A 26,009-nucleotide genomic window follows, 5' to 3' on the forward strand; every position below is an offset into this window, starting at 1 on the left:
AAGTCTGTTTGTATCCCTCTTATTTAGATTCTAAATTTTTAAACCTCTGCTTAAAGAGTTTCCAAAACCCTAGCAAAGCCCTAATCTTGCGCATGCAAACAAAGCTCAAAGAAGAACGCTTGATTGCTCTAGATCACATCCCTTGTCTATACCGCAATACACACCAACAAGTCCAAGTCTTTAAATCTAGTAATGCGCTATGCTTGGCGTTGCAAAAATATTTAGAGAAGGAGTTTAAATGATTCGCCTGCTTTTTGTCATCTGCTTGGTGGTGGTTGGTCTGCAATCTAAGCCCCATGCCACAAAATACCCCTCTTTGCTCCATGCCATCAGCAAAATCCAAAACTTAGTGGTGAAGATCGATCGGAGATGCCAAGACCTTTGTGCTTGGTCAATGTGAGCGGTATGATTTGTTTATTTGTTAGATGCGCAAAGGTAAAATCTAAGTCTTCAAGTCTGATAATATGCTGGCTTAGTGCTATAAAAAACTTATAAAAGGAATCCCAAATGCGCTCAATTTTAGTAGCTTTGTTGGTGGCGGTGGGTTTTTGTCAAAAGCCCCTAAAACTCAAGACAGCAGTCAAGACAGATATACCTTTTAATACAAATTTGAAAACAGAAAAAACTAAAATCCACGCCTCTCTAATCCAAGAGACTACCAAAATCAAACAAGCCATGTTCTCTGCTTGGAAACAAAACGCCCCAGATCGTGAGATATTCTTAAGTATGTCCATCCTAAACTCTCTTCCCACTCTTAAACGATTGGGGCAAAACTTCATCGATCAAATTCCCCTTTTGTAAAACTTCAAACCCAAGAATAAACAAGAGGCGTATTTTATGAAGAATATCAAAACCTTTGAGATGCTCAACCTCTTTGCCCTCCTCTTTGGTTCAGTTCTAGACGATCACAGTCCAAAGCCAACACCACACCTGCCTCTTAGCCAAATACTTCAAGATTATCTTAAAGTTCTAGATTTTATTTACGCTCCTCTGCAGGCACACCAAGGGGGCTTAGATTTAAAAGATTACATAGACATACTAGAAAAAAAGGCACAAGACTTCATGTTTAGTTATCCAGATAGGATGTTTTAAGACTCGATTCATTTTCTTGTAACACACAAACGAATCCGAGAGTCACGCCTTATTGGGGGAGCGCATCAACTGGGAATATGCAAATAGATTTGAGATTCAAGAGTTAGGAATAGGGTCCAATGATGTAGATTTCATCGTCATGGTCTATTATGCCCTTAGACTTTCAGAGTTTCTCGATCAAAGTTATTACTATACCTTTGATAACCAACACGCTAAGCCACAACTAGACATTCCCATTTTGCAAAAGCATTCCCAACTCTGTTTCAAGCCTCGATACTTGCGCCAAAAATTCCAGCAAGCCTGTTTAGACATCTTCACTAAGCACACTTATGATTCCAGAGCTCTCAAGCACTATGTCAAAAAATTGTCTTTGGTGAATATAAATGATACGCCTTGCCTATTATAGCTCACATGGTAGTATAAAAATATTGTCTCACAAAATGCGCTATGCTTGACATTGCAAAAACACTTGACAAAAGGATTTAAATGATCCGCCTGCTTTTCTTAGCCCTCTTGGTGTTAAATCTGCAAGCCCAAACCCCTCAAAGCCATAAAGACACCCCCTTTTTCAAGGCGTTTAAGGCACTCCATAACTACATGCGAAAATCCTTTATTGCGATATATGATGATCTAAAAAACCCTCCTGACAATCCAGTTCTCTTAACCGATCTGACTCAGACTATAGGAGATTACACAGATGACTCTATCCCTCTAGCCAAAACTGTAGCTAAGCAAGTCCCCTTATTTCAAGAGTTTAAGCCAAAAAACACAAGAGAAGAGCTTTTCTTAACCCATGTTGAGGATATGGCAATGCTCCATGTCCTAGACATCCTAGACATATTCTCTGCAAATATTGTTCTTGAGGCAAAACTCGATGATGTCATGTATATCCCAGACGCATCACCTACAGAAGATGCCCGCACATTTTTAAACGCCACCGCATGGCTCTATGCCCCGCTTTTCAACGCCCACAAGGCTGGGCTAGATGTGATCGCCTATATCCAACAACTCCATCGTATCTTTTCTAAAAAGCAGGTTAGTTTTGGAAATATCATTGACTTTAATCGAGCAAGACTTCAAGACTTGATGAAAAGACTTCAAGACTTGATGAAAAAAAATTTCAAAAACATTGTTCCCTATAAACCTTTTAGAGAACGCTTAGCTGAAGATATGCGTAACGCATGTTGCAGGACTAATGACATTTTTGATGAACTCTTTGAGGGAACATCTGGACACTACAGGTATTGGGTCTCTATAGTTTTAAACACCATCTTTGATTTAGGGCAAACTCCATCTATCATGGCTAGTCTTTATGGTCAAGAGGCAATACATAAAAACATCCAGCGCCTAGACCCCGAACACCTTTCTGATCTCTTCATATCACGGGTGATCCCCTTAAATCGCAATGCCCCTTTTTACGACCGCTTAAGAAATGACGACCCCAAGATTTTAAAAGACACGCTCAAAGACCACCCCACCATGTGTTTAAGCCCCAAATACCTAAGCGCACAATCTAAGCAAACCTGCCAACAACTCTTCCAATCCCAAACCTACAACGCTAAAGACATTCAAGAACAATTACACCTCGTGCGCCTGATTTCTATTGATGAGAGTCCCTGTATGTATTTAGACCCTAAGGATAAGCTCCAAACTTTTAAGTCTGATAATGCAATTTGTGTGGCGTTGCAAAAACATTTAGAAAAACACTCCCCTTCTTTGTAATGTGCCAAAGACCTTACTCTTAAAAAATGGACTCTGTGTGCCGACTTTAGCCACTGAGTTAGACTTTAATCTCAAGCCCTCTTGTTTTGCCCTTGTCTTACCCGTGTGGTGGTTTAGATTAAAAAGGAGGGCAGATTATGCCCAAATTGCCCTTTAAAACCCCTAGCCATAGGACTTAAAAGCCTTAACCTTTTTTTAGCGCGCTTTTATCGGTGGCTTTACCTTTGACGCGCCTTTAAGCTTTTTAGAACACCATATCAGCGATGCTTTTCCACTAACTACCCAAGACCATTAGCCAAATAGCATTGGCACCAAAAATTGGAAAAATGTGGTTTGCGCTTTAGCTAGAATAACCAAATTGAAACTCTAGCGTGAATCCAAATATTCTCTAGAGCAATCGGCGTTTTTGTAAGGCGCGTAGGAAGTCTAGCACTACCCCTCTTTTGATCACCTTGAGTTTGTTTTGGTTGCCATCTAGCACCCCCATAAAAACCCCCTGAGCGTTGAAAAGGGGGCGACCAAGGGGGAGGTTTTGCAAGCTAGGGTCATGGAAGTTATGCAGGCGTTGGACTTCAAACGCGTCCTTGGAATCCACCTGGGGGTAGTAGAGTGTGTTTGTGTTAGGCGCATGGCTGTAGGCTAGGAGGTCTTGGGCGTATTTCTTATAAATGCGTGCGTGGTAGTAACTCTCTGGGCGTGTTTGGCAATAATCGTTAGTGAAGCTGTAAGTGCCCAATAAAGAAAGCCCGCGGTTGTGATCGATAGCCTTGACATGCAGGCGCGCGACACAGATGAGCATGGGTGCGCTGTCATCTTGCATTCTAGCCATGATGGTTTGGGCATACATGCCTTCATCGAACACTAAACTAGCGACACTCAAGTAATTCCCATTTTGCAATAACAAGCCATAGCCCTGTTTGTAATGCCCATCGCTAAAATAAACGGTTAGAAACGCGCTACTGTAGATCCAACGCGCCGAGACGCTGGGGGCTTTGGGGCTTATTGGTTTTGTGGGGGCTTTGGTGGCGCGCTTTGCAAGCTTGGGGTTGCGCTTTTTAGAGGGGGTGGGTTTTTTGGCTTTAGCCCTCTTAGCCCTATGGATAAGCGAGGTGTTAAGCACCTCAGCCCCCTGCAACACCCCCAAGCCCAGCCATAACCCCAAAAGCGCGATCACCAGTGCTCGCATACATACCCCATTTAATAAATTAAGTTGAAATCGGTAAAATGCTCGAATCTTTTAACCCTAGTGAGGATTTATGGAAGCACTCAAAACCTATGATCTTGAACCCCATGTGCTAGACACCTATAATTACGCCACGATTCACACCAATAAAGGCGCGATCAAGATCCATTTATTTGGCAAGGACGCGCCCCAAGCGGTGAGCAATTTTGCTACTCTAGCCCAAGAGGGCTTTTACAATGGCTTGAGTTTCCACCGCGTGATCGCCGGTTTTGTCGCCCAAGGGGGTTGCCCTTATGGGAGTGGCATGGGTGGACCTGGGCATCGCATCAAGTGCGAGGTGCAAAATAACCCGCACAAACACAAGAGGGGGGCTTTATCCATGGCGCATGCCGGGCGCGACACGGGGGGGAGTCAATTTTTCTTGTGTTTTGCGCCCCAACCGCATTTGGACGGGGAGCACACGGTGTTTGGGCAGATTGAGGACGCGCAGAGCCTCAAAGTGCTAGATTCTCTCAAACAGGGCGATGTGATGGAGAGTGTGCAAATTAGCGCACATTGAGGTAGCGGTGTTAATTTTAGCCAGAAAGCTAGGCGAGGGGGTGGTGATTGGGGAGGATATCCACATCAAGATCATCTCCATTGACAAGGGGAGTGTCAAGTTAGGGTTTCAAGCCCCCGCGCACACTTTGATTTTACGCTCTGAACTCAAAGAAGCCATCGCCACAGAGAACAAGCGCGCCTCAGCAAGCGTGAACGAAGAGGTGTTAGCCAACATGGGGAAGACTATCCAGCTAGGCAAATTGAAGTGAATCCCTTTGGCTTTGCAGTTTGCCCCAAGGTGAATATCTTTTTGAAAATCGGTGGTTGTGAACAAGGCTACCACCTGCTTGACTCTAGGCTGGTGCTGGTGGCTAATAGCTTTAAGGATTATATCCAAGTCAAGCGCGCCTCTAAGTTTAGCCTCAAGGGTGCTTTTGATTGCCCCTTAGAGCAAAACACAATCTTCAAGGCTTGGCGGGCTCTAAAAGCCTATTGGCAGGATAAAAAGCAAGGGGACTTAGCCTTGGAGGGTTTGCAAATAGAGGTAGAAAAACACATCCCTAGCCAAGCGGGTTTTGGGGGGGGGAGCGCGGATGCGGGGGGGTTTTTAAACGCGATTAACACGCATTTAAACCTAGGTCTTGGCTTAGGGGAGCTCTACCAAATTGGGGCGCGCGTGGGGAGCGATGTGAATTTTTTCATCTCAGGGTTTAAAAGCGCGCATGTGAGTCATTTTGGAGAGGTGGTGCAGGGTTTTGAAGAGCCCCTTTTAGACTTGGAGTTATACGCCCCCAAGATCGCCTGCTCCACAAAAGCTATCTATCGTGCCTTTGAGCGCTCTACTCCCCTTGATGTCCCCACACTCAAGCGCACCCCTAGTCTAGCCCTCTTGCAAACCCACCCACGCGGCGCGCTCAACGACTTGCTAGCCCCGGCATTGCAAATCACCCCAGAGTTAAGAGAGTTAGAAGCTAGATTGGGTCCCCAGTGGTTTTTTAGCGGGAGTGGGAGCGGGTTTTTTGCGCCCAAAGGGGGGATATGAGAGAGATCGCACGCAATAAAAAAGCCTTTTTTGACTACGAAATTTTGGAAAGTTTGGAGGCGGGGATCGTGTTGGTGGGCTGTGAAGTTAAAGCCATTAGGGCGGGGCGGGTGAATCTCAAGGATAATTTTGTTAGGATCGTGCGGGGCGAGGCCTTTGTCTTTGGCATGCACATCGCGCACTTGCAGACGGTCAATGCCTATTACAAGCCCGAGGAGATGCGCGCGCGTAAATTGCTCCTGCACAAAAGACAGCTTGCCAAATGGTCCCAAGAGGTAGGGCAACAACGCTTGAGCATTGTGGCTTTGAAACTCTATTTCAACCATAGAAATAAAGCTAAACTTCAGGTGGCCTTGGTTAAAGGAAAAAAACTTTACGATAAAAGAGAGAGCATGAAAAAGAAAGCGTTGGAAATGGACGCGAAAATGGCGCTCAAAAATCATTCAAAGGGGTCTTGATGCAAGATGTTATGATAAAGCAAATGATCGATTATGGGATTTTAGGGTTTTTGGCGTTTTTATCCGTGATCGTGATCGCCATAGGGATCGAGCGGGTGTGGTTTTATGCCACCGTGCGCGTGGACGACTACAACGACAAGCGTAAACTAGAATTAGACTTGCACCGCCGTTTAACCTTAGTAGCGACCATTGGCTCTAACGCGCCCTATGTAGGCTTGTTGGGCACGGTAACCGGGATTATGCTCACCTTTATTGAATTGGGGCACACCGGTTCTGTGGACACTAAGGCGATCATGGTAGGGCTTGCGCTCGCACTCAAGGCTACGGGCATGGGCTTGATTGTGGCGATTCCTTCTGTGGTGATCTACAACATGTTGGTGCGCAAAAGTGAGATCATCGCCACCAAGTGGGATATTTACCACCACCCTGCTACACAGGACACCGGTTATAACCGCCTAGACACGGATTTTTAGGGAGTAAGATGAAAAAAATCGACTCCATGAATGTGGTGCCCTTCATTGATATTATGTTGGTGCTCTTGGTGATCGTGCTCACCACCGCTTCTTTTGTAACCACTTCCAGACTCCCCATTAATATCCCCAAGGTGGATCAAAGTTCGGATAAATCCCAAGATGTGCTCAACAAAAAGCAGGTGAATATCGCCATCTCGCACAAGGGCGAATTTTACCTAGACAAGCGCAAAGTGAGCTTTGAGACGCTCAAACAAGCCGTGAAACGCTACGCCAAGGACACCCCCATTATTTTGCAGGGCGATAAAAACAGCAATTTGGATAGCTTTGTGAAAGTGGTGGATCTCTTGCAAACCAATAAGCTCAATGAGCTCTATATTTTGGTTGAAGACAAGAATCAAGAACGCTAGTTTAGATAGTTTTTAGCCAATATGCGCTAAAGTAGCCCTTTTGAAAATTTTAAAGGACACACATGAAACGCACTTACCAGCCCCATAACACCCCTAGAAAACGCACGCATGGTTTTTTAGTGCGCATGAAAACCAAGAATGGGCGTAAGGTCATCAAAGCTAGAAGGGCAAAGGGGAGAAGACAGCTCGCTCTTTGATGGTGCAGTCCTTAAAAACCACGCGCCAGTTTAACTATGTCTATAAGAAGGGTGTTAAAAAGCACCGTGGGGTTTTTATGCTCTATTGTCTCCCCCTAGAACCCTTGCACCAAAGATTTTTAGGCGCGCATGGGCTTTTATTAGGCTTGAGTGTGTCTAAAAAGGTGGGCAATGCGGTGCAGAGAAATTTGATCAAACGGCGCGTGCGCGCGATTTTACGCAATGCCCCTTTAAAAATCCCCCAAGCCATTATCTTTGTGGCTAAGGTGGGGGTCGTGCAATTAGATTACGCCACCTTGCGCGCGCATATTTTGCAATGTCTGGAAAAACGCCTCAAGGGCTCTAAATGAAGATATTCAAAATGTTCTTGCGCCTCTATAGAGCGCTCTCTTTTCTCAAACCCTCTTGTTGCCGTTTTTACCCTAGCTGTTCGACTTACACGCTTTGGCTCTTAGAGCACGAACGCCTAGATAGAGCCCTTTGGCGTAGCGCGCGCCGCCTATTAGCCTGTAACCCCTATTGCCAAGGCGGGATAGATTACCCCATAGGCTCCAAACCCCTGCAACCCAAATTCAGTGCGCCCATTACACCCCTTTACTTTTTAATCCCCAAACACCCTAACACTTTTATTCCTTACTATATTCTCAAGGTTTCTAGTGAAAGACAATAATCTTCGTTTGATCTTGGCTGTCGCGCTCTCCTTTGTGTTCTTGAGCCTTTATAGCTATTTTTTTGCCCCCTCCAAACCCAATACTCCCCCCCTACAAGCAAACAGCGCGCCTAGCACCCCCAGCGCGCCCAACATCGCTCTAGAAAGCACCACCCCTAAAGCCCCACAGAAAAGCGCGCCCATCATCGCGCGCGTGCATGCCCCCTCTATGGAGATTGAGATCGACCATCTTGGGCGCATTGCCCAAATGTATCTCAAAGACAAGAAATTCACCACCCACAAAGACGAGGGCTTTTTAGAACATGCCAAACGCTTGGTGGGACTTAGCAAGCAACCCTTAGAACCCTTGAGCAAACTCCCCCTCTTGGGTCCAGACGCGCTCAAGCCCTTAGAAATTAGATTTGTGGACAGTAAACTCAACCAAGAAGCCTTTAAAACCCCCTATAGTGCCTCGATAAGCGATCTCAATTTAGAAAAGGGCGCACAAAATCTCACCCTCACTCAAGAGCTCTCTAGTGTGGTGGTTAAAAAAATCTTAACTTTCCATGCCAATTTGAGTTACGATCTCAAACTAGAGATCACCCCCAAAACCCCCAATGCCAATAGCGCCTATCTTCTCTCTAATGGGAGTCGCCCGGTGGCTGATGCGGACGGGTATGCTTTCCACGGGGTGTTATTAGGCACTCTGGATCAAAAGATTGACAAAATAGAAGATGGGGATATTAAACAAGCCAAATCCTTTAGCCATATCGCCTTTGTGGCTAGCGTGGATCGCTACTACACCACTTTATTTTTCTCTAACACCCCCCTAGAGATCATCATAGACAGCCAAGCGGGCACAAAGAACCCCCTGCCCTTCATTTCTTTAAAGGGGGATGCCAATTTGCATGGCTACATTGGTCCTAAAGATTACCGCCACCTAGAAACCATTGCGCCCATGCTCACCGATGTGGTGGAATATGGCATGATCACCTTTTTTGCCCGCCCCGTGTTCTTGCTTTTGGATTTTTTGCACACCTATACGCATAATTGGGGTTGGGCAATCATTTTGTTGACGCTGGTTGTGCGCATCATTCTCTACCCGCTGAGTTACAAGGGCATGGTGAGCATGCAAAAGCTCAAGGATCTCACTCCCAAAATGAAAGAGTTGCAAGAGAAATACAAGAGCGATCCACAAAAATTGCAGATGCACATGATGCAACTTTACAAAAAGCATGGGGCTAACCCCTTGGGGGGGTGCTTGCCCTTGATCTTACAAATCCCGGTGTTCTTTGCTATTTACCGCGTGCTTTACAACGCTGTCGAGCTCAAAAGCGCGGGTTGGATGTTTTGGATTCACGATCTCTCTTTAATGGACCCCTATTTTATCTTACCCTTGCTAATGGGGATTTCTATGTATCTCCAACAAGCCCTCACCCCCAATACCATCACCGATCCTACCCAAGCTAAAATCTTCAAAATGTTGCCCGTGTTTTTCACGATTTTTTTGATCACTTTCCCGGCCGGTTGGTGCTCTATTGGACGGTGAACAATGTGTTTTCTATTCTCCAGCAATGGCTCATTAACCAAGTGTTAGAACAAAAGAAGTCAAAAGAGATTCAAGAACACAGGCATAAGAGTTAAGATGAAAAGCATTGTCGCCGATAGTTTAGAGGAAGCCCTCTTCAAAGCCGCCACAGAGTTGGATTGTTTGATCTCAGATTTGCAATACGAGGTGATCCAAGTGCCCTCCAAGGGCTTTTTGGGCTTTGGCAAAAAGCAGGCTATTATAGAAGTGTGCCAAAAACTAAAACCCCCCCCACCCCCACCACCTGAGCCAACTAACGATCCCCACTCTAAAATTACAGAAATCCAAAATGAAGTCCGCGCGCTATTGGCGCGTATCCCCTACCATATTGATTTTATCCAAGTGGAACTCTACGATCCTAAGACCTTGTTGATTGAGATCAATGGGGAGGATTGCGCCTTGCTCATCGGGGAAAAGGGTTACCGCTACAACGCTTTGTCCTACTTGCTCTTCAATTGGATTCATCCCAAATACGGCTATAATATCCGCCTAGAGGTGGCGCACTTCTTAAAGAAACAAGAAGAGATTATGGAGAATTACCTGCAAAGTGTGATCATGGTGGTGCATGAAGTGGGGAAAGCCAAGACCAAGCCCTTAGATGGTTTATTGCTCCATATTGCCCTGAAGCGTTTGCGCGAAACATTCCCTAACAAGTATGTAGCCTGCCAAAGCAACGCGGATAACCAACGCTACATTGTCGTCAATGACTTCCACAAACCCTAATTCTAGCACCATTGTGGCTATCGCCACCCCCCCGGGGCTAGGCGCGATCGCCATCATCAAGCTAAGTGGTCCCAAAAGTCTAGAGATTTTGCAAGCCCTCTGCCAGCAAACACATTTCACCCCTAGACATGCCAGCTTAGTGTCTGTTTACGACACCCAAAGCACTCTTTTAGATCTGTGTCTAGCCCTGTATTTTAAAGGTCCCCATAGTTATACGGGCGAAGATGTTGCAGAAATCCAATGCCATGGGGGCATGGTGGTGGCGCGCTTGATCTTGCAAGCCTGTTTGGATTATGGAGCTATCTTGGCGCAAAATGGGGAGTTCACTAGGCGCGCGCTTCTAGGAGGCAAAATGGATCTCTGCCAAGTGGACGCGCTAGCTAGACTCTTAGAAGCCAAGAGCGCTAATTACGCTAAGGCGATGGCTAAACAACTCAAAGGGGCTTTAAAAGACTTTGTTAAGCGCATCCGGGGGGCTTTATTGGAGTTATTAGCCAGCGCAGAAGCGCTCATTGACTACGCCGAAGAAGATTTACCCCTAGATTTAAACACACGCATGCAAACCACATTGCAAGAGACTCTCAGCGCGCTCCAAAACACCTTAAGCGTTTCTCAATCCAAGGGCGCGCATTTAGAAGGGTATCGTCTTAGCATTGTGGGAAAACCCAATGTGGGGAAGAGCTCCTTTCTAAACGCCCTGCTTTTGGAGGAACGCGCGTTGGTGAGCGAAATAGCGGGCACTACTAGGGACACGATAGAGGAAGTGATCAGCCTGTATGGGAGTTCTTTGAGAATTATAGACACAGCTGGCATCCGCCCTACTGAAGATGCCATAGAACGCTTAGGAATCGCTAAGAGTTTAAAAAGTATGCAAGAAAGCGATGTGATCTTAGCCCTCTTTGATCTCTCTGCTCCCCTAGATGACCAAGATCAGCACCTCTTAGAATTGTTGCAAGCCCAAAACTCTAAAACGCTCTGTGTGATCTTCAATAAAAACGACTGCCCTCCCCAGCTAGACACCCAAGCGATCTTAAATGCCCTGCCCTTTTTAAGTCTACCCCCTCTGTATATAAACACCAAAGAACCCTGTTTAGCCTTGCTTAAGGATGCGTTGCAACCTCTGTTGCTGGAGGATAACCCCAATGATGATCTCATCTTGACCTCTTTAAGCCAGCAACAAGCCCTAGAACACACGATCGCGCACCTAAAGGAGGCTAGTCGCACTCTAGATACCCTAGAATTAGAATTGTTTTCCTACCACCTCAAAGACGCTCTGGAGAGCATCGCTACCCTTAGCAAACCCTACCAAACTGAGGAAGTGCTAGACGCGCTCTTTGCGCAATTTTGCTTGGGCAAATAGCTAAAACACCCAACCGTAGTTGAAAAAGACATTGAAATGGCTAGCCCCATCGTAGAGCACCATGTTCCCTGTGAGATTCTTGCTGTGGATGCCAAATTTCAAAGGATTTTGAATCAAGGGAATGGACACGCCTAGACTGTATTTAGAGTGTTCAAAGCGGTAATTAAAGCCCACCACCGCGTTGAGGTTGCCCGCGCTTTTGTAGATAGAATTGAGCACATAGGAATCCCATAGGGCGCGCAAGCCAATAAAACTCCCAAAGGCACTTTTTAGGCTCTTGTTAGCCAGATGAGTCGCTCTGTGTTTGCGGGTGCGTTGGGTTTTATAAGTGGTCTTAAAATCTAAGAGTAAATCCGTGCCCACTCCAAGCCCCACTTGTGAGATCGTCTTGATATAACCCATCCGCTTAGAGAAATTATACTTGAGGATACCATAATAGGCTAAACCCACCACATCGTTAAAATATTGCTGGTAACCGCTTTTTAGATCAAAGCCCACCATCGCATCCGCGCTTGTGCCCCCGGAGGGCAGGGCGTTAGAGAGGGCGCGCACAAAGCTAGAGTTATAAATAGGGTTAGGGACATGGGCGATTTGATCGTAATTAATGGGGAGTTGGTTGGTCTCCCCTAATTGTTTCCATGCTTTGATTCCTAGTTCCACTAAACCCGTCCCATTCTTGCCATAGGTCATGTTGCCATCATGCCCATAGTTCTTGGTGTGCCCGAATTCGTGCAAAATCACCTCCATAGGCAACGCGGAGCCATTTTGATAATTTGTCCAAATAGAGGCACTCTTGGGGTTGATCAAATAAGGTTGCACCCCTAATATGCCCGGTCCCCCCAAACCCGCTATTCTACTCTCTCCTGCCTTGGGGCTCAAAATCCCCAGCTGCAAATTCGCTTTGGCGCGGTAGGTTTCTAGCACCTTTTGGGGAGAGATGACAGGTTGTCCGCTGGAGGTGTTATAAAAGGGAAAGGGAGCATTTAGCACCGCGTCCCCAAAGGCTTTTGAGCTCAATAGAGCGGTGAGATTGAGCATCGCATCGGTGAGTTCCTCAGCCTGCTTAGGGGTGGGGGTGAGCCATTTGGCATCAGGGGCTTTAGCAAAACTCAAATTCAAGTCCACGCTAATTTGGCTTAGAGCGTCCAGCACGCGCGTGGTGGTGGGGTCTGATTGGGGGGTGGGTTTGACACTAAATTGCGCGTCAGCAGGCGCATTGGCTAAAGCACCCAAGAGATTAGGGTTGACATAGGTTTGGGTGAATTTAGGCAAGGATTGCACGCTGGCGACTTTCACCTGCCCCTGGGGAGTTTGCATGTAAATGTCAATATTGCTCAGTGTGTAGGGCAGAAAATTTTCAATCTGCAAGCCCTTGCTCCCCAAAGTGATCTTCACGGGCGCGGTGGTGCTAAAGCGTGTGATGGGGCTAGTAACATCGCTTGTAGTGAATAAAGGGGAGGCATTTTGCATGATCGCCTCAGTGCACAAAATAGAGGGACCACAAAAAGGGTTATGCTGGATATACTCCACACTTTTTAGCATGCCCGTCATCAAACCTCCCTCCACAAACACCCCATCTTTAGGGTGTGCCCCGCACTCATGCCAGCTTATAACTAGAGATAAGACAATCCACTTACGCAAGCGCACCTCCGATTATATAGTGATAATTATACCCAACTTCCCTTAGGGCGCGCCTAGATCGTAGGGGGGTTTAAACGCAGAATCCATCGCTATCGTTTCGTTGAGAAAGTGCAGTTGGCGCGTGAGTTCTAGGAGTAATTCTAATTGTAGGGCTTGGGCTTGCTGGTGGTAGTGGCTATAGGCGCGCGCTTGGGCGTTAGGGGTTTTGGCTTCTAGGAGTTGGGTAAGCAAAGTATTATTCAAAGCCTCCAAACGCCCCTGTAACGCGCTAGGAGAGAGAAATTGGCGCATTTGTGCTTGGCGTTTGGCAAGGGCAGCTAAAGCGCTTTGGGCGTGTTGGGCTTGCTTGTGGCGCAATGCTTTTTGCGCGCGGGCGTGTTGTTGGGCTAGAGAGCGGTAGGCTTTAAAATCCCCCTCTAAAAGCGCACTCTGCATGGCTTGGATTTGGCTCTGCTGGGCGCTTTGGGCGTGCGCTTGCAGGCTATGTTCGCACAGCAGAGTGGCTAAGATAGCACCGCTTAATCTAGGGGAGTGCTCTAGCAAATCTTCTAAGAACGCTTGGGCTTGTTGGGCTTGTTGGCTAGAGGGCTGCGTGATCACCCCGCGTTTAAAATCTAACCATGGGCATTGTTTCTCTAAGCGCGCGCGCTTGCTCTCTATGAGGGTGTTATGGCGTTGCATGGCAGTCTTTAGATGGTTTTGGCGTTTTTGTAAACGCGCGATCTGCTCTTTGAGGCTGGCTAGTGTGGAGTCTTGGGGAGGCAGGGTGCGCGCGTGGGTGAATTCCTGCGCGCGCTCTAGCAAGGCTTGTAATTGCTGGAGTTTGGTGAGTTTGGCTTGGGCGTGGGTGATGAGCTGGTTATAGAGGCGTAAACTCTCTTGTAATTTAGCGATCATGGTGCTCTCATTGGCATTAGAGGTGGCAAGTTTAGCATTAGCTTGGGTGTCTAGGGTGATCACCGCTGCCCCTTGTAGCCATGTGGCAAAGATCAAGAGCCATCGCATGCAAAATCTCTAAACAACGCCCCGATGTCTATGCCATGCAAACTTAAGGAGGCGTATTGATCTAGCATGTTATGCGCCCCGCGCACCAAGATGTCGCTACGCACGCCATGGGCTATGGACATTTTCGCCTCAATAAAGGCGCTGAGTTGATCGCAAACTTTCAAGAGAGTCCCGCACACACTCTTGTATTGGTCATGGTTATAGGTTTGCCATAGGGTGTCTAAGCCTACTTGGTGGATTGCTTGACTCTGGGGGTCGCGATAACGATTGGCAAATTCTTCTTGGGTAAAATAGAGTAAATCCTCTTTAAACTCTACGCTCACATAACGCAATAGCTTATTCTCCATCTCTTGGGCTTCTATTTCTTTAAGATACGCGTCCAAGCCCTTGACTCCGTGCTTAATGGGTGAGATAATATCCCTAGTCAAAATTTCGGGCAAATCGTGAAAAAGTCCGCCTAAGAAGTGGTTGATACGCATGCTCTCACACGCGCCTAGATCAAAACTGAGTAAAAAAGCGCACAGCGCGACATACAAGGTATGCCCTAGCACGCTAGTAGCTGGCACTCTTGGGGTCTGACTCCAGCGTTTTTGGAAGCGCAGCTGGGCAAACATGGAGGCAAGCAGTTTAAGATGGGGGACTTGGCTTAAATATTGCCCATCTAAAAGCAGGGCGTTATCCAAACTATCTTTGATCTCTTGGACTCCATACATTCTAGGGTTAAAATCGTAGATGAGGCTAAACTCCCATGCGGACACATAATGGTGTGCGGCGTGCAAAAGGGCGGATTCTAAATCCTTTGGAGGGTAGCATAAATAGGTATGCAGGTCTTTAAAAAGCGCGTATCCCTTGACCTCCTCTTGTATTTCCTCTAGCACATAGTCGGCTAGGGCTTGGCGGTGGGTGTCTAAGAGTTTGTAATAAATGGGGGGTTTGATGTCGGTGAGCACCACGCGGTTTAAAAATTCAAAACAGAAGTAAGTAATAAGGCGGGAGTAATCCACGCGCTCTAGGGAGTGCTTGGCTAACAAGATCGCTACCATCGCCTTATGCGCCTGCTTGTCTAACTCACTAAATTCCACCGGGCAGGCTTGATCATTCCAACGCCGCATGGACGCGGCGACAAAAAAGCGTTTTAAAAGTTCGGGGGTGAGTTTGGGGGGACTCAAAGGTATTTAGGCACAGACTGCCCTAAGAGCCCTTCTAGTTTGTCATCAGCCGTAGGTTCGCCAATGGCGCTAAACTTCCACTCTTCATTGTGTTTGTAGAGTTTGCCTAAAATCATCGCCTCCTTACCCGCAAAGGTAGCATCTTTGGCTACATTGTAGGTAGCAAAGACATTGTTCACGCGATCGGGTGTGCCCTCATACAAGCGGATACTCGCAAAGGGGATTTTGTCAAAATCAATGTGGGTGTAGGAATTGAGCACAAAGACTAACTGCTCGGTCGCTGTATCCAAGCTATCTAGCGCGATACTGATGACTTCATTGTCTAATCCATCATCACCGCCCACATCTCCGGTGCGATCGTCCCCGCTGTGTTTGATCCCCGGGGCACTCTGTTTGCCAAAATACACGCAATCCAGCAGGCGTTTCTGCCCATCAAAGAGGGCTACGCTCAAATCCAAATCCACTGCCTCGGTTTTGGTGTTGCCAAAAAAGCCCTTCTTGCTGATCGCGCCCCAGTTAGCTCCCACACAAAAGACCCTAAGGGCGTTCCCGTCCTCTTTTTTGAGCGAGATTTTTTGCCCCTTAACTAGGTTAACTGCCATTAAAAGCCCCTAAGAAACCGCCACGCCAAATTGTTTGCAAAAGCCTGCCAAACCGTCCTTAAAGCCCGTGCCCACAGCGGCGAACTTCCATTCATTGCCCTCACCGCGATACAACCTGCCAAAATTCAAAGCGGTTTCTACAGAGAAATCCTCTTCTAAATCGTAGCGCACAATTTCTTGGTTGTCATTTTCATCCACCACGCGCACAAACGCCTTGCGCACCATGCCAAAATTCTGGTGGCGCGCATCGGCTTCATGGATGGTTACCACCACATGGATTTCTGAAATGTCGTTAGAGACTTTAGCTAAGTCCACTTTGATCACTTCGTCATCGCCCTCACCCTCACCGGTGCGGTTATCCCCGGTGTGCACCACAGAGCCATCTTTGCTGGAGAGATTCCCATAAAAGACGAAATTTTTCTCATCATTGACCTTGTTAGACGCATCGGTCAGAAATACAGACGCGTCCAAGTCAAACGCGCTCCCAGTGTCGCTGGTATTGACATCCCAGCCCAAGCCCACAAGAATTTTAGAAAGCCCGGGTTTTTCCTTGCTCAAAGAAACGCGTCCACCTTTGCTTAAACTAACAGCCATAAAAACTCCTTTTGAAAAATTAGAGCCCTATTCTAGCATGATTTTCCCCAAAACACATCGTTAAGACATTCTGTGATAAAATATTACTTTAAAAAATTTTAAGGTGGTTTGCGTGCGCCAGTGTTTGCCTTATGCGCTGTTCATCGTGTTTTTACACATCTTGGGCTTGGTGTTGCTGGTGATAGCCAATGATGTGAGATTTTACAGTAGCGCCTCCTTTGCCTATCTCTTTGGGGCTAAACATGCCTTTGATGCCGATCACATCGCCTGCATTGACAACACGATTCGTAAACTCTCCCAACAAAAGCAAGACGCTTTGGGGGTGGGGTTTTATTTTTCTCTAGGGCATTCTAGCGTGGTAGTTTTGATGACGATTGTGAGTGCTTTGGCGGTGCATTGGGCTAGCCAAAATACCCCTATGTTAAAAGAAGTGGGGGGCGTTGTGGGGACTTTGGTGTCTGGAGTGTTCTTATTGGTGGTGGGGGTTTTAAACGCGGTGATCCTGCTAGACTTGTTCAAGGTGTTCGCGCGCACCCGCCACAATAAAGACTATAACCAAGAAGCCCTAGAAGCGATGTTGCAAGATCGCGGTTTGATGAATCGCTTTTTCAAACCCCTATTTGCCTTTGTGTCCAAGAGTTGGCATATTTATCCTATTGGGTTTCTCTTTGGGCTGGGCTTTGATACCGCTAGTGAGATCGCCCTTTTAGGGCTGGCTAATGCGAGTGTGAAATTGAGTATTATGGGGATGCTCTCCTTGCCAATTTTATTTGCCGCTGGGATGAGCCTATTTGATACCTGCGATGGAATCTTCATGGTCAAAGCCTACGATTGGGCGTTTAAAACTCCGGTGCGCAAAATCTATTACAATATCACGATCACAGCTCTAGGGGTGGTTGTCGCTTTGGGGATTGGTTTGGTGGAGCTCTTTCAGGTGTTGAGCGAGAAAATGCATTGGGAGTTTAGTGGGGTGCTAGGGCATATCCAAAATTTAGACTTTGGACATTTGGGCTACTACTTGGCGGGGGCGTTCTTGCTAGTGTGGGCGATCTCTTATGGGATTTGGAAATTTGGCAGGATTGAGGAAAAATGGAGTCCACCTCTAAGATAATGTGTAAAAACAACACCCACTAGCTTCCTTTTTCTCTTAAATTAGAAAATAATAACTATTCTTATGTTAAAATCTCTTAAAAATTCATGGAGATTTTATGCGTTCGTATTTACCTTATATTTTAGTCATCGCTTTTTTACATCTGCTGGTTTTGGTGTTGCTCTTCCTTGCGGATAATCCGCTCTTCTATGGGACCGCGCTCACAGCCTATATCTTGGGTAGTCGGCATGCCTTTGATGCCGATCACATCGCCTGTATTGATAACACCGTGCGCAAGCTCACGCAACAAAAGCAAGACGCTTTGGGGGTGGGGTTTTACTTTTCTTTAGGGCATTCTAGCGTGGTGATCTTGGTTACCATTGTGAGTGCCTTTGCGATGCATTGGGCGCGCAAACACGCCCCCATCTTAGAAGAAGTGGGGGGTATGTTGGGGATGGTGATCTCAGGTTTGTTCTTGCTCTTGGTGGGAATCTTAAATACCAGTATCTTGGCTGATCTCTTCAAGGTGCTAAGGACTACACGCCAAAACAAACACTACACCCAAGAAGCCCTAGAACACATGTTAGAGGAAAACGGGCTGATGAAACGCTTTTTTGGCTCTCTATTTGGTTTCATCTCTAAAAGCTGGCATGTCTTCCCCGTAGGCTTTCTCTTTGGGCTAGGTTTTGGCACAGCCAGCCAAATCGCCCTGTTAGCCCTAGCGGGTGTGGCGGTTCAAACCAGTGTTTTAGGCATGTTGGCTCTCCCTATCGCCTTTGCTGCGGGGATGACTCTCTTTGACACCTGCGATGGAATCTTCATGGTCAAAGCCTACGATTGGGCGTTTAAAACTCCGGTGCGCAAAATCTATTACAATATCACGATCACAGCTCTAGGCGTGGTTGTCGCCTTGGGAATTGGATCTATCCAACTCTTTCAGGTGCTCAGTGAACAAATGCGCTGGGAGTTTAGCGGGGTGTTAGGCTATATCCAAGGTTTGGATTTTGAACACTTGGGCTATTACATCGTAGGCATGTTTGTGCTGGTGTGGGCGATCTCTTATGGGATTTGGAAATTTGGGCGCATTGAGGAGAAATGGGGGTTTCCTAGCACTTAACCCCCTAGGGGGTCCTAAAAGGACAAAATCTTAACATTAACTTTCTCGCCACGGAAAGCGCGGATGAAGATGATGTTATTGGCGTTGCTACAAACTTGGTTGGGCTGTTTGAGCATCTTGGCATCGCAGGTGGTGAGGGTGAAGTGCTGGTTTAAAGCGTCAATGCCCACACTAAAGCTACTCGCGCGGGCTTGGTGGTTTTCCAAACTGGCTATATAGATCGTGTTGGGGAAGATAGTAGAGCTACGCGTGTCCGCTGCAGTGGTGGCTTTGTTGGTGGCGTGCATGATGGATCCAGCGATACCCGCGGCTAATCCTCCATAGCCCGGGGCTAATTCCCCGGCTGTGTTTAACGCAGCCTCTGTGCCCGTTTTCAAGATGGCTGAAGTGATCGCACGGGTTTTAATGGCGGGCAAAGTCTTTTTGTACTCAGCCTGCACCACCCCATTGAAATGGGATAAGATTTCAAATCTGTGATTCTTGCCCCCTGTGGAAAGTTCAAAATTGCTGTGGAAATTCATCCCGGGTTGCAAGATGGGTAAGGCGTAGTTAAAGGCTGTGTTTTTATATTCCCCCAAAGTGGGCTGTTTACCATCTTCTATGATGATCCAAGTCATCTTCTCCTTAGCATGCCGTTCAAAGCGTTTGATGTCTTGAGCAATAAAGGGGGCTTTGCTGATGGCATAGGCTTCTTTGAGGTAATCTAAACTCTTGCTGTGATCCCCATTGAGCCCGTAGAACAAGCCAGCGACATAGTTCACTAGAGGGTTGATAAACCCATCATAAGCCTCTAATTGCTTGAGATTGGAATAACGCTTGCTCAACTGCTGATCAAAGTCTGAGAGACTGGCTGTCATGCTTTGCAACTTGTTCGCATCCTTTTTCTTAGCCGCAGCGTTCATCTGATCTAAACTCTTTTGAATCTCCTTAGTGTAGATTTCTTTAATGCGGCGTTGGCGATCCAAAGTGCGGTTAAATTCCACCCTAGCGTCTTGGAAATTCCCCATAAACGCGTAATCTAGCGCCATGTAATAGTTGGTCAACTCCCATTCATAATAATGCCCTTCATAGGGCACATTGATCGCGCTCCCATAAGTGGCTGCCCCTAACTTAGCAATCCCTTTTTCTAAGTTTCTAGCATGGGTGTCAAAGGCTTTATTTGCCTTGTCTAGCACTTCTAAAGAGCCCTTGTAATTGCCCATCATAAACTCATTGACCCCATCTTGTAATTGCCATAGGGGCGCGTTGATCTGCTTTTGATCCTGGGCAATGATACTCTTAGCGAATTGATCGGCTTGCTGGTTTTGTTTGGCGTAATAGGCGTTGTGGAAGCTGGCTAATTGGTCGCGGCTTTGCGTGTTGGCACAACCTAGCAAAATCACTCCCAAAGCCATGCACCCATAAATCCCGATGCGCGTTTTCATAAAGACTCCTCAAAATGTAATATGGATGAAAGTATAGCACAATGCAATACCTTTAGCCCAACAGAAGTTGCGAAATGGCTTGGCGCAACTCTAGCAAAGGCTCAGAGCCACAAGCTAGAGCTTTGAGGCAGAGGCTGCTATAGCCTTGTGGCAGGCAGGAGGGCAAAGCGCTAAGCCCGCCATTGAGTTTAGACTCCTCTAAGAGGGCTTGAATCGCCTCCTGTTGCAGGCATTTGGTAAAAACCACCATGTTAAGATAATGGGTATAAGAATCGAACATGCACGGGTTGGTTAAATCCATGTGCGCGGGGTCTAAAATGGTGTTATCCACAAAGAGAAGTTTAGATTCTTGGGGACTTTGATAAGAGATCTCCAGCGTGGAGTGAATCTTATGGAACGCAAAAGCCTCTCCATGCGCGATCCGCCCTGCGGCTATGATCTCGCTATAAAGCAACTCAGAATTAGGGTGTAACACGATTTGGGTGTGGTTTTTAAAATGCGCGTTGGCAAAGGGAATAACGGGCAAGGGAGAAAAATCTAACAGGGCGTTTTCCTCCACCACCACATGCGTATCACGACTAGCATACCCATCCTCTGTATCAAAGATTTTTTCAAAACTCTGAGAAGAGAGTTTGAGTTGGCAACCCTGACCTATTTCAATCTTAATATCCTGCGCATCGCCTTTGAGCATACCCGCGCCCACAACCAAGAACATGATTTCGCTCAAAGAATCCTTTTCATGGAAAGCGGGCATGAGCTTGAAGGGGGGGGTAAAATAATTATCCGCGATCACGCAACGCCCATGCGCCCCGATGGCGGTTTTCAAATACAGCTTAGAGGCTTGGGCATAAGTAGTTTGGTGTGGCATTAGTCTTGCAACAGCGCGTATTTTTTAATCCAGCCAATCACACGATCTAAGCCTTCTTTAGAGCGGATATTGGTGAATAAAAAGGGCTTATCCCCGCGCATTTTCTTAGAGTCGCGATCCATCACGCCTAAATCCGCTCCCACATAGGGAGCTAGATCGATCTTATTGATGATGAGCAGATCGGAGCGTGTGATACCCGGTCCCCCTTTTCTAGGAATTTTATCCCCCTCTGCTACATCGATCACAAAGATCGTAAAATCGGCTAGCTCAGGGTTAAAGGTGGTGGAGAGATTATCCCCGCCACTCTCAATAAACATCAGTTCAATATCGGGGAATTTGGCATGCAACTCTTCGACTGCCTCCAAATTCATGGACGCGTCCTCTCTAATGGCGGTGTGGGGACACCCTCCTGTTTCTACCCCGATAATCCTCTCTCGTGGCATCACCGAATTTTTACATAAAAATTCTGCGTCCTCTTTGGTGTAGATGTCATTGGTGATCACCCCGATGCTATATTCTTGGCTCATCGCGCGCGTGAGGGCTTCGATCAATGCTGTTTTACCACTGCCCACAGGTCCGCAAACCCCTATTTTAACCATGAAAATCCTTTATATTGTGATGGTTTAAGACATGTAAAGTCTAGAGTATAAATGCTCGTGTTGCATCGCTTTGATGTCGTTATGGATGCTCGCTGCGCATAAATACGACTCGTCCAAACCTTCTAAGCGTTGTAAAATCTCTGTAAAACTTTCTTGCAGGGCTAATAAAATGCGCTGCCCGTCATTTTGGGCTAAGGGGATGGTTTTCACGCAGTTAATGACCGCGTTTGAGCTTTGGGCATAGAGATAGTGCTTTAAGCTCATGTCCAAGTCTAAATCCACACACGCGCAAAAGACTCCATAGCCGGTCGCATGCGTGGGCGTGGTGCTTTTTTGGGTGTAGGCGTGAAAAAAAGCATGGGGGGGCAGGTCTAAGGCTAGAAGAGTCTTTACAAAGCGACTCCCCAACTTTTGATTAGCGCTACGCAACTCTAGGGGCGGGGTGGCTAGGGCGATGCGCTCCTCCATAGCCAAAAGGGGCTCTAGCGCGCCCTCTTTAGCGTAAGCGTAAGCTAATTTCAAGCTGAGTAGATCGCTATAGAGAAACTGGGTGCCGAGGAATGCACGCATATAGGCTAGCGCGCTTGCCTTGTCAAAAACTTGCTTGTGCTGGATATAGGTTTCTAGCCCAAAAGAATGGGTGTAACTCCCAATGGGAAACATGGCATCATTAATTTGCAGGAGCATAAAATCTGTTTGCATAGCTATCTTTTAATCACAACCAATTGGTCGCTATCTTGGAATTTCAAGGGCGCGCTCACACCCAGTGGATCGGCATGGGGTGCGCTCACACTAATGCGCTGCGCGCTGTCTAATTTGCTTTGTAAGACCTCATGGACAACCCCTAATTTCTCAAAGAGAATTTTTAAGGGCTTTTCAAATGGGGTTTTAAAACTCAAATCTTGATCCCCATAGTAAAGAGAGGCATGGCGATTACCCACTTCATAGCACACCCTAGCCACTTGCGCGTAATCGCGCGCATAGACACAAATCACCTCAGTGGGCACAATGTTGATCGCCACCACGCGCGCAGGGTCTTCAAAGAGAATATCCCCATCGCGCAAGCCCATCGCAGGAGACTTAGTCAGCTTGAGCGCGATCTCTAGCCCCCCTCGCGACACCCAACGCCCCATTTTTCTTTGGGTGTCAAACCATTCTAGGTCAATGTAATCTAACTCTTTGGAGCTAGGTTGTTGGTGCAAATTGCCTAAAATGGCTTGGGCTAAAATCATATCACACCCAGTGTTGGATAAAGAGTAACCAAGCAGGAATCCACGCGGTTACAATCCCTTCCACGATAGCAAGCCATGGGACAAAATTCCCCAATTTGATCCCTAAAACCTCTTCAATCCAGCCAGTGAGCCACAACACGCCCCAAGCTAACCAGATGAAAGCCCACCAATCGCCCTCTGTGATGCCTAGCATTTTGTGATCGTCAAGCATATCAGAGTAGTGGGAGAGAATAGCCGCAGGGATGGTGTTGATAGTAACAAAGAGACAATACCAGCCATAGGGTCGCCAATCTAGTTTATAAACATTGTTGATGGCCGCATACAAGTAGGTAAAACCAAACAACAATCCAGTTGCCGGACCATAGAAGTTAATTAGATGGTGGGACACTTGGGCGACATCTTCAGGACCTGTTACCCCGGGTGTGGGATTGAAAGTTGAATAGACAATCGCCACGATATTACAGACGATAGAAAGCCCACCCACGAAGAAATTCATCACAGCCTTGCTCTTGGGGTCCACCCCAGAAAGACCGGAAACGCCGTTGCTGATCAGCACGATCGCAACATACAACAGCACGAGACCTAACATTACCATCCTTTTGGCAAGATTTGAGGGTTTCTAGTGCGGAGAAAAACCCGAAAAAAAACCTCTCTTGGGTTCATTATAAACTAGCAAAGTAAATCAATGACCCCTCTAAACTAACCCCTCTATTTTAAAATCCCCCTCCTTTAGAAACGCCCTAGAACAAATTGTAGAGCTGGGCTAGGCTCAATTCATCTGCCGCTTTGGAAGTAACTTCCTTGCCATCCACTTTCACTTTGTAGGTTTCAGGGTTGACATCAATGTGTGCGGTAACATCGTTGAATTTGAGATCCTTTTTGGTGATGTTGCGGCAATTTTTCACGGGCAACACCACGCGTTCCAAGCCAAGTTGTTCCTTGATCCCCTCATCATAAGCCACTTGGGACACAAAGGTGATATTGGTGTCAAATTTGTTTTTACCATGGTGTCCAAACATTTCGCGATAATAGACAGGTTGGGGAGTGGGGATGGACGCGTTAGCATCACCCATTTGGGAGAGCGCGATGAATCCGCCCTTAATGATCATATTGGGTTTAATCCCAAAGAAAGCCGGACTCCAAAGCACGAGATCGGCGTATTTGCCCACTTCCACAGAGCCCACATAATCAGCGATCCCATGCGCGATAGCGGGGTTGATGGTGTATTTGGAGATGTAGCGTTTGATGCGGAAATTGTCGTTGTCGCCCTTTTCTTCTTTCAAGCGACCGAACTCTTTTTTGTTTTTGTCCGCAGTTTGCCAAGTGCGTGTGATCACTTCTCCAACACGCCCCATCGCTTGGGAGTCAGAGCTAGTGATAGAGAAAATCCCCATGTCGTGGAGTTGGTCTTCAGCCGCGATGGTTTGGGGGCGAATTCTTGAATCGGCAAATTGCACATCTTCTTTGATGCTTTTATCCAAGTGGTGGCAAACCATCAACATGTCCATGTGCTCGGCTTCGGTATTTTTGGTGAAAGGGATTGTGGGGTTAGTGGAGGCCGGAAGAATATTGTATTCCCCGGCCATTTTAATCACATCTGGCGCATGCCCGCCCCCAGCCCCTTCAGTGTGGAAGGTGTGAATCGTGCGCCCGGCAATGGCTTCTAGGGTGTCTTCCACACAACCGGCCTCATTGAGGGTATCGGTGTGGATGGCTACTTGCACATCGTATTCATCAGCCACATTCAAGCAATGGTGGATGGCTGCAGGTGTGCTACCCCAGTCTTCGTGGATTTTAAAGCCGATCGCGCCCGCATGGATTTGATCGCGCAAAGAGGGTTCGTAAGACACATTCCCCTTAGCCAAGAAGCCCAAATTCATGGCGTATTCCTCAGCTGCGCGGAGCATGCTTTTAAGATTACCACGCCCGGGGGTAATAGTGGTGGCGTTTGTCCCATCCGCTGGACCTGTGCCCCCACCAATCATAGTGGTGATCCCACTAGCAAAGGCGGTAGGGATTTGTTGGGGAGAAATGAAGTGGATGTGGGTGTCAATCCCGCCTGCTGTAACAATGAGCCCTTCAGCGGCGAGTGCTTCAGTAGCAGGACCTACACAGAGGTTGTTGTCCACACCATCTTGCATGTCCTTATTGCCCGCCTTACCAATGCCCGCAATTTTGCCATCTTTAATGCCAATGTCGGCTTTGTAAATGCCGGTGTAATCCACAATCAAGGCATTGGTGAGCACCAAGTCTAGCTCATAAGAGCTAGGGCTATTGGTTTGGCTCATCCCATCGCGGATCGTTTTCCCGCCCCCAAATTTGATCTCTTCGCCATAGGTGGTGCAATCATGCTCGACCTCTAGGATCAAATTGGTGTCGCCCAGCCTAACACGATCCCCTGTAGTGGGACCATACATAGACACATATTCTTTTCGTGAGATTTTTTTCATGGTTTCTCCTTGTGATTTACTTTTTAGACGCTTCGCAACAAGCAGGCACAGCCCCAAAGCCTTTTTCTTTGGCGCGTTTCAAGCCGAGCTTTTTACCATCGGCATCGGCTTGGCGATCCACTAGAGAATTAAAGCCATAGACGCGTTTATTGCCGCCGATGTCAATGAGTTCCACGCTTTTTTCTTCCCCGGGTTCAAAGCGCACGGCTGTTCCGGAGGCGATGTCTAGGCGTTTGCCAAAGGCTTTTTCGCGATCAAATTCCAAGAGTTTGTTCACTTCAAAGAAGTGGAAGTGTGAACCCACTTGCACAGGGCGATCGCCTTTGTTTTTCACTTTCAAGCTAATAGCCTCCTTGCCGGCATTAAGAGTGATGTCGCCTTCTTTTAGGAATACCTCGCCGGGGGCTAATTTTCCATTGTCTTCTACAGGAGTGTGGATGGTAACAAGCTTGGTTCCATCGGGGAAGTTGGCTTCAATCCCCACTTCGTGGATCATGTGCGCCACGCCGTCCATCACATCCTCTTTTTTTAGCAGTGTCCTGCCCTCTTGCATCAAATCGGCAACACTCTTTTTACCCGCACGCGCCTCTTCCATCACATGCGCGCTAATCAGTGCCACCGCTTCGGTGTAATTGAGCTTAATGCCTCTTGCTTTGCGTTGCTTCGCCAATTCACCCGCATAATGGAGCATCAATTTATCTAGCTCTTTGGGGGTTAACTTCATCCTAAACTCCTTTTAAGATTTTCTATTGGTAGCCAAGCTATCAACAAGGCGGATCATAGT

32 protein-coding genes and 2 pseudogenes are annotated in these 26,009 nt (G+C 47.1%); 20 read left to right on the plus strand and 14 right to left on the minus strand.

Features of this window, described 5'->3' with window-relative positions:
• The 6 genes and pseudogenes from EAO37_RS06795 to EAO37_RS06815 all read left to right on the plus strand — a co-directional run.
• Positions 1-242: pseudogene (locus tag EAO37_RS06795) on the plus strand (hypothetical protein); the annotation flags it as partial.
• Positions 239-400: a hypothetical protein gene (locus tag EAO37_RS09295; RefSeq protein ID WP_162982988.1), complete on the plus strand. Its 162-nt coding sequence runs from the start codon at positions 239-241 to the stop codon at positions 398-400. The pseudogene EAO37_RS06795 and the gene EAO37_RS09295, both read left to right, overlap by 4 nt.
• 107 nt (positions 401-507) lie before the next feature.
• Complete coding sequence (locus EAO37_RS06800) at positions 508-801, plus strand: hypothetical protein (RefSeq protein ID WP_120952653.1); 294 nt, start codon at positions 508-510, stop codon at positions 799-801.
• A 36-nt stretch (positions 802-837) separates the two neighbouring features.
• The gene (locus EAO37_RS06805; protein WP_120952656.1) at positions 838-1,092 is read left to right on the plus strand and encodes a hypothetical protein; all 255 of its coding nucleotides are present in this window, start codon (positions 838-840) and stop codon (positions 1,090-1,092) included.
• A gap of 139 nt (positions 1,093-1,231) precedes the next feature.
• Positions 1,232-1,498, plus strand: coding sequence for a hypothetical protein (locus EAO37_RS06810; protein ID WP_120952659.1), 267 nt, complete (start codon positions 1,232-1,234; stop codon positions 1,496-1,498).
• A gap of 80 nt (positions 1,499-1,578) precedes the next feature.
• Entirely contained in the window at positions 1,579-2,814 is a 1,236-nt protein-coding gene (locus tag EAO37_RS06815) for a tRNA methyltransferase (RefSeq protein ID WP_120952662.1), read from the plus strand.
• A 388-nt stretch (positions 2,815-3,202) separates the two neighbouring features.
• On the opposite strand, the gene EAO37_RS06820 is transcribed toward EAO37_RS06815, so the two are convergent.
• Positions 3,203-4,000 carry a hypothetical protein gene (locus EAO37_RS06820; protein ID WP_120952665.1) on the minus strand — a complete coding sequence of 266 codons (798 nt, stop codon included), beginning with the start codon at positions 3,998-4,000 and terminating at the stop codon, positions 3,203-3,205.
• Between the two features lie 70 nt (positions 4,001-4,070).
• Between EAO37_RS06820 and EAO37_RS06825 the strand changes: the two genes are divergently transcribed.
• The 12 genes and pseudogenes from EAO37_RS06825 to mnmE all read left to right on the plus strand — a co-directional run bounded on the left by EAO37_RS06825 (position 4,071) and on the right by mnmE (position 11,434).
• A complete protein-coding gene (locus EAO37_RS06825; protein WP_120945962.1) occupies positions 4,071-4,556 on the plus strand; it encodes a peptidylprolyl isomerase in 486 nt (161 codons plus the stop codon).
• Between the two features lie 7 nt (positions 4,557-4,563).
• Positions 4,564-4,806: a carbon storage regulator gene (locus EAO37_RS06830; protein ID WP_120945969.1), complete on the plus strand. Its 243-nt coding sequence runs from the start codon at positions 4,564-4,566 to the stop codon at positions 4,804-4,806.
• On the plus strand, positions 4,803-5,579 hold the full coding sequence (locus EAO37_RS06835) for a 4-(cytidine 5'-diphospho)-2-C-methyl-D-erythritol kinase (RefSeq protein ID WP_120952668.1): 777 nt from the start codon (positions 4,803-4,805) through the stop codon (positions 5,577-5,579). Before EAO37_RS06830 ends, EAO37_RS06835 begins: the two co-directional genes overlap by 4 nt.
• Positions 5,576-6,037 (plus strand): SsrA-binding protein, encoded by a 462-nt coding sequence (gene smpB, locus EAO37_RS06840; RefSeq protein WP_120952671.1) that lies wholly within the window; start codon positions 5,576-5,578, stop codon positions 6,035-6,037. Before EAO37_RS06835 ends, smpB begins: the two co-directional genes overlap by 4 nt.
• On the plus strand, positions 6,037-6,510 hold the full coding sequence (gene exbB / locus EAO37_RS06845) for a TonB-system energizer ExbB (protein ID WP_120945959.1): 474 nt from the start codon (positions 6,037-6,039) through the stop codon (positions 6,508-6,510). The genes smpB and exbB overlap by 1 nt, the downstream gene beginning before the upstream one ends.
• Positions 6,511-6,518: 8 nt before the next feature.
• Positions 6,519-6,917, plus strand: a complete 399-nt coding sequence (locus EAO37_RS06850) for a biopolymer transporter ExbD (protein WP_120945958.1) — start codon at positions 6,519-6,521, stop codon at positions 6,915-6,917.
• 62 nt (positions 6,918-6,979) lie between these two features.
• Complete coding sequence (gene rpmH / locus EAO37_RS06855; protein ID WP_120945957.1) at positions 6,980-7,114, plus strand: 50S ribosomal protein L34; 135 nt, start codon at positions 6,980-6,982, stop codon at positions 7,112-7,114.
• Positions 7,114-7,464: a ribonuclease P protein component gene (rnpA, locus tag EAO37_RS06860; protein ID WP_205589523.1), complete on the plus strand. Its 351-nt coding sequence runs from the start codon at positions 7,114-7,116 to the stop codon at positions 7,462-7,464. Before rpmH ends, rnpA begins: the two co-directional genes overlap by 1 nt.
• Complete coding sequence (gene yidD, locus EAO37_RS06865) at positions 7,461-7,784, plus strand: membrane protein insertion efficiency factor YidD (protein ID WP_120952674.1); 324 nt, start codon at positions 7,461-7,463, stop codon at positions 7,782-7,784. Before rnpA ends, yidD begins: the two co-directional genes overlap by 4 nt.
• A pseudogene (yidC, locus tag EAO37_RS06870) lies at positions 7,771-9,407 on the plus strand (membrane protein insertase YidC). The gene yidD and the pseudogene yidC overlap by 14 nt, the downstream one beginning before the upstream one ends.
• Before the next feature lies 1 nt (position 9,408).
• Complete coding sequence (locus EAO37_RS06875; protein WP_120952677.1) at positions 9,409-10,074, plus strand: Jag N-terminal domain-containing protein; 666 nt, start codon at positions 9,409-9,411, stop codon at positions 10,072-10,074.
• Entirely contained in the window at positions 10,055-11,434 is a 1,380-nt protein-coding gene (mnmE, locus tag EAO37_RS06880; protein ID WP_120952680.1) for a tRNA uridine-5-carboxymethylaminomethyl(34) synthesis GTPase MnmE, read from the plus strand. Before EAO37_RS06875 ends, mnmE begins: the two co-directional genes overlap by 20 nt.
• Here mnmE and EAO37_RS06885 read toward each other — a convergent pair whose 3' ends face one another.
• Genes EAO37_RS06885 through EAO37_RS06905 form a run of 5 tightly spaced genes read right to left on the minus strand, consistent with a single transcriptional unit; the run spans position 11,435 to position 16,445 of the window.
• Positions 11,435-13,075: a hypothetical protein gene (locus tag EAO37_RS06885; RefSeq protein WP_162982225.1), complete on the minus strand. Its 1,641-nt coding sequence runs from the start codon at positions 13,073-13,075 to the stop codon at positions 11,435-11,437.
• 42 nt (positions 13,076-13,117) lie between these two features.
• Positions 13,118-14,080, minus strand: a complete 963-nt coding sequence (locus EAO37_RS06890) for a hypothetical protein (RefSeq protein WP_120952683.1) — start codon at positions 14,078-14,080, stop codon at positions 13,118-13,120.
• Positions 14,065-15,192 carry an HD domain-containing protein gene (locus tag EAO37_RS06895; protein ID WP_120945967.1) on the minus strand — a complete coding sequence of 376 codons (1,128 nt, stop codon included), beginning with the start codon at positions 15,190-15,192 and terminating at the stop codon, positions 14,065-14,067. The genes EAO37_RS06890 and EAO37_RS06895 overlap by 16 nt, the downstream gene beginning before the upstream one ends.
• A gap of 53 nt (positions 15,193-15,245) precedes the next feature.
• Positions 15,246-15,851, minus strand: a complete 606-nt coding sequence (locus EAO37_RS06900) for a TerD family protein (RefSeq protein ID WP_120945951.1) — start codon at positions 15,849-15,851, stop codon at positions 15,246-15,248.
• 9 nt (positions 15,852-15,860) lie between these two features.
• The gene (locus tag EAO37_RS06905; RefSeq protein ID WP_120952685.1) at positions 15,861-16,445 is read right to left on the minus strand and encodes a TerD family protein; all 585 of its coding nucleotides are present in this window, start codon (positions 16,443-16,445) and stop codon (positions 15,861-15,863) included.
• 112 nt (positions 16,446-16,557) lie between these two features.
• Here EAO37_RS06905 and EAO37_RS06910 point away from each other — a divergent pair, with 112 nt between their 5' ends.
• Together EAO37_RS06910 and EAO37_RS06915 are read left to right on the plus strand one after the other, a co-directional pair.
• Positions 16,558-17,556, plus strand: coding sequence for a HoxN/HupN/NixA family nickel/cobalt transporter (locus tag EAO37_RS06910; protein ID WP_120945949.1), 999 nt, complete (start codon positions 16,558-16,560; stop codon positions 17,554-17,556).
• 97 nt (positions 17,557-17,653) lie between these two features.
• Positions 17,654-18,652, plus strand: a complete 999-nt coding sequence (locus EAO37_RS06915) for a HoxN/HupN/NixA family nickel/cobalt transporter (RefSeq protein ID WP_120952688.1) — start codon at positions 17,654-17,656, stop codon at positions 18,650-18,652.
• Between the two features lie 14 nt (positions 18,653-18,666).
• Here the strand turns inward: EAO37_RS06915 and EAO37_RS06920 are convergent, their stop codons facing one another.
• The 8 genes from EAO37_RS06920 to ureA form a co-directional block, all read right to left on the minus strand.
• Positions 18,667-20,076 carry a hypothetical protein gene (locus EAO37_RS06920; RefSeq protein WP_120945947.1) on the minus strand — a complete coding sequence of 470 codons (1,410 nt, stop codon included), beginning with the start codon at positions 20,074-20,076 and terminating at the stop codon, positions 18,667-18,669.
• A gap of 52 nt (positions 20,077-20,128) precedes the next feature.
• A complete protein-coding gene (locus EAO37_RS06925; RefSeq protein WP_120952691.1) occupies positions 20,129-20,944 on the minus strand; it encodes an urease accessory protein UreD in 816 nt (271 codons plus the stop codon).
• Complete coding sequence (ureG, locus tag EAO37_RS06930) at positions 20,944-21,543, minus strand: urease accessory protein UreG (protein WP_120952694.1); 600 nt, start codon at positions 21,541-21,543, stop codon at positions 20,944-20,946. The genes EAO37_RS06925 and ureG overlap by 1 nt, the downstream gene beginning before the upstream one ends.
• A gap of 24 nt (positions 21,544-21,567) precedes the next feature.
• Positions 21,568-22,245 (minus strand): urease accessory protein UreF, encoded by a 678-nt coding sequence (locus EAO37_RS06935; protein WP_120952697.1) that lies wholly within the window; start codon positions 22,243-22,245, stop codon positions 21,568-21,570.
• A gap of 2 nt (positions 22,246-22,247) precedes the next feature.
• The gene (locus EAO37_RS06940; RefSeq protein ID WP_205589762.1) at positions 22,248-22,775 is read right to left on the minus strand and encodes an urease accessory protein UreE; all 528 of its coding nucleotides are present in this window, start codon (positions 22,773-22,775) and stop codon (positions 22,248-22,250) included.
• Position 22,776: 1 nt separating this feature from the next.
• On the minus strand, positions 22,777-23,364 hold the full coding sequence (locus tag EAO37_RS06945; RefSeq protein ID WP_120945944.1) for an AmiS/UreI family transporter: 588 nt from the start codon (positions 23,362-23,364) through the stop codon (positions 22,777-22,779).
• 151 nt (positions 23,365-23,515) lie between these two features.
• Complete coding sequence (gene ureB, locus EAO37_RS06950; protein ID WP_120945943.1) at positions 23,516-25,225, minus strand: urease subunit beta; 1,710 nt, start codon at positions 25,223-25,225, stop codon at positions 23,516-23,518.
• A 16-nt stretch (positions 25,226-25,241) separates the two neighbouring features.
• On the minus strand, positions 25,242-25,949 hold the full coding sequence (gene ureA / locus EAO37_RS06955; protein WP_120945942.1) for an urease subunit alpha: 708 nt from the start codon (positions 25,947-25,949) through the stop codon (positions 25,242-25,244).
• Positions 25,950-26,009 lie beyond the last annotated feature (60 nt).

Origin of the sequence: Helicobacter sp. L8 (assembly GCF_003660355.1) — a bacterium.
Classification (GTDB): domain Bacteria; phylum Campylobacterota; class Campylobacteria; order Campylobacterales; family Helicobacteraceae; genus Helicobacter; species Helicobacter labacensis.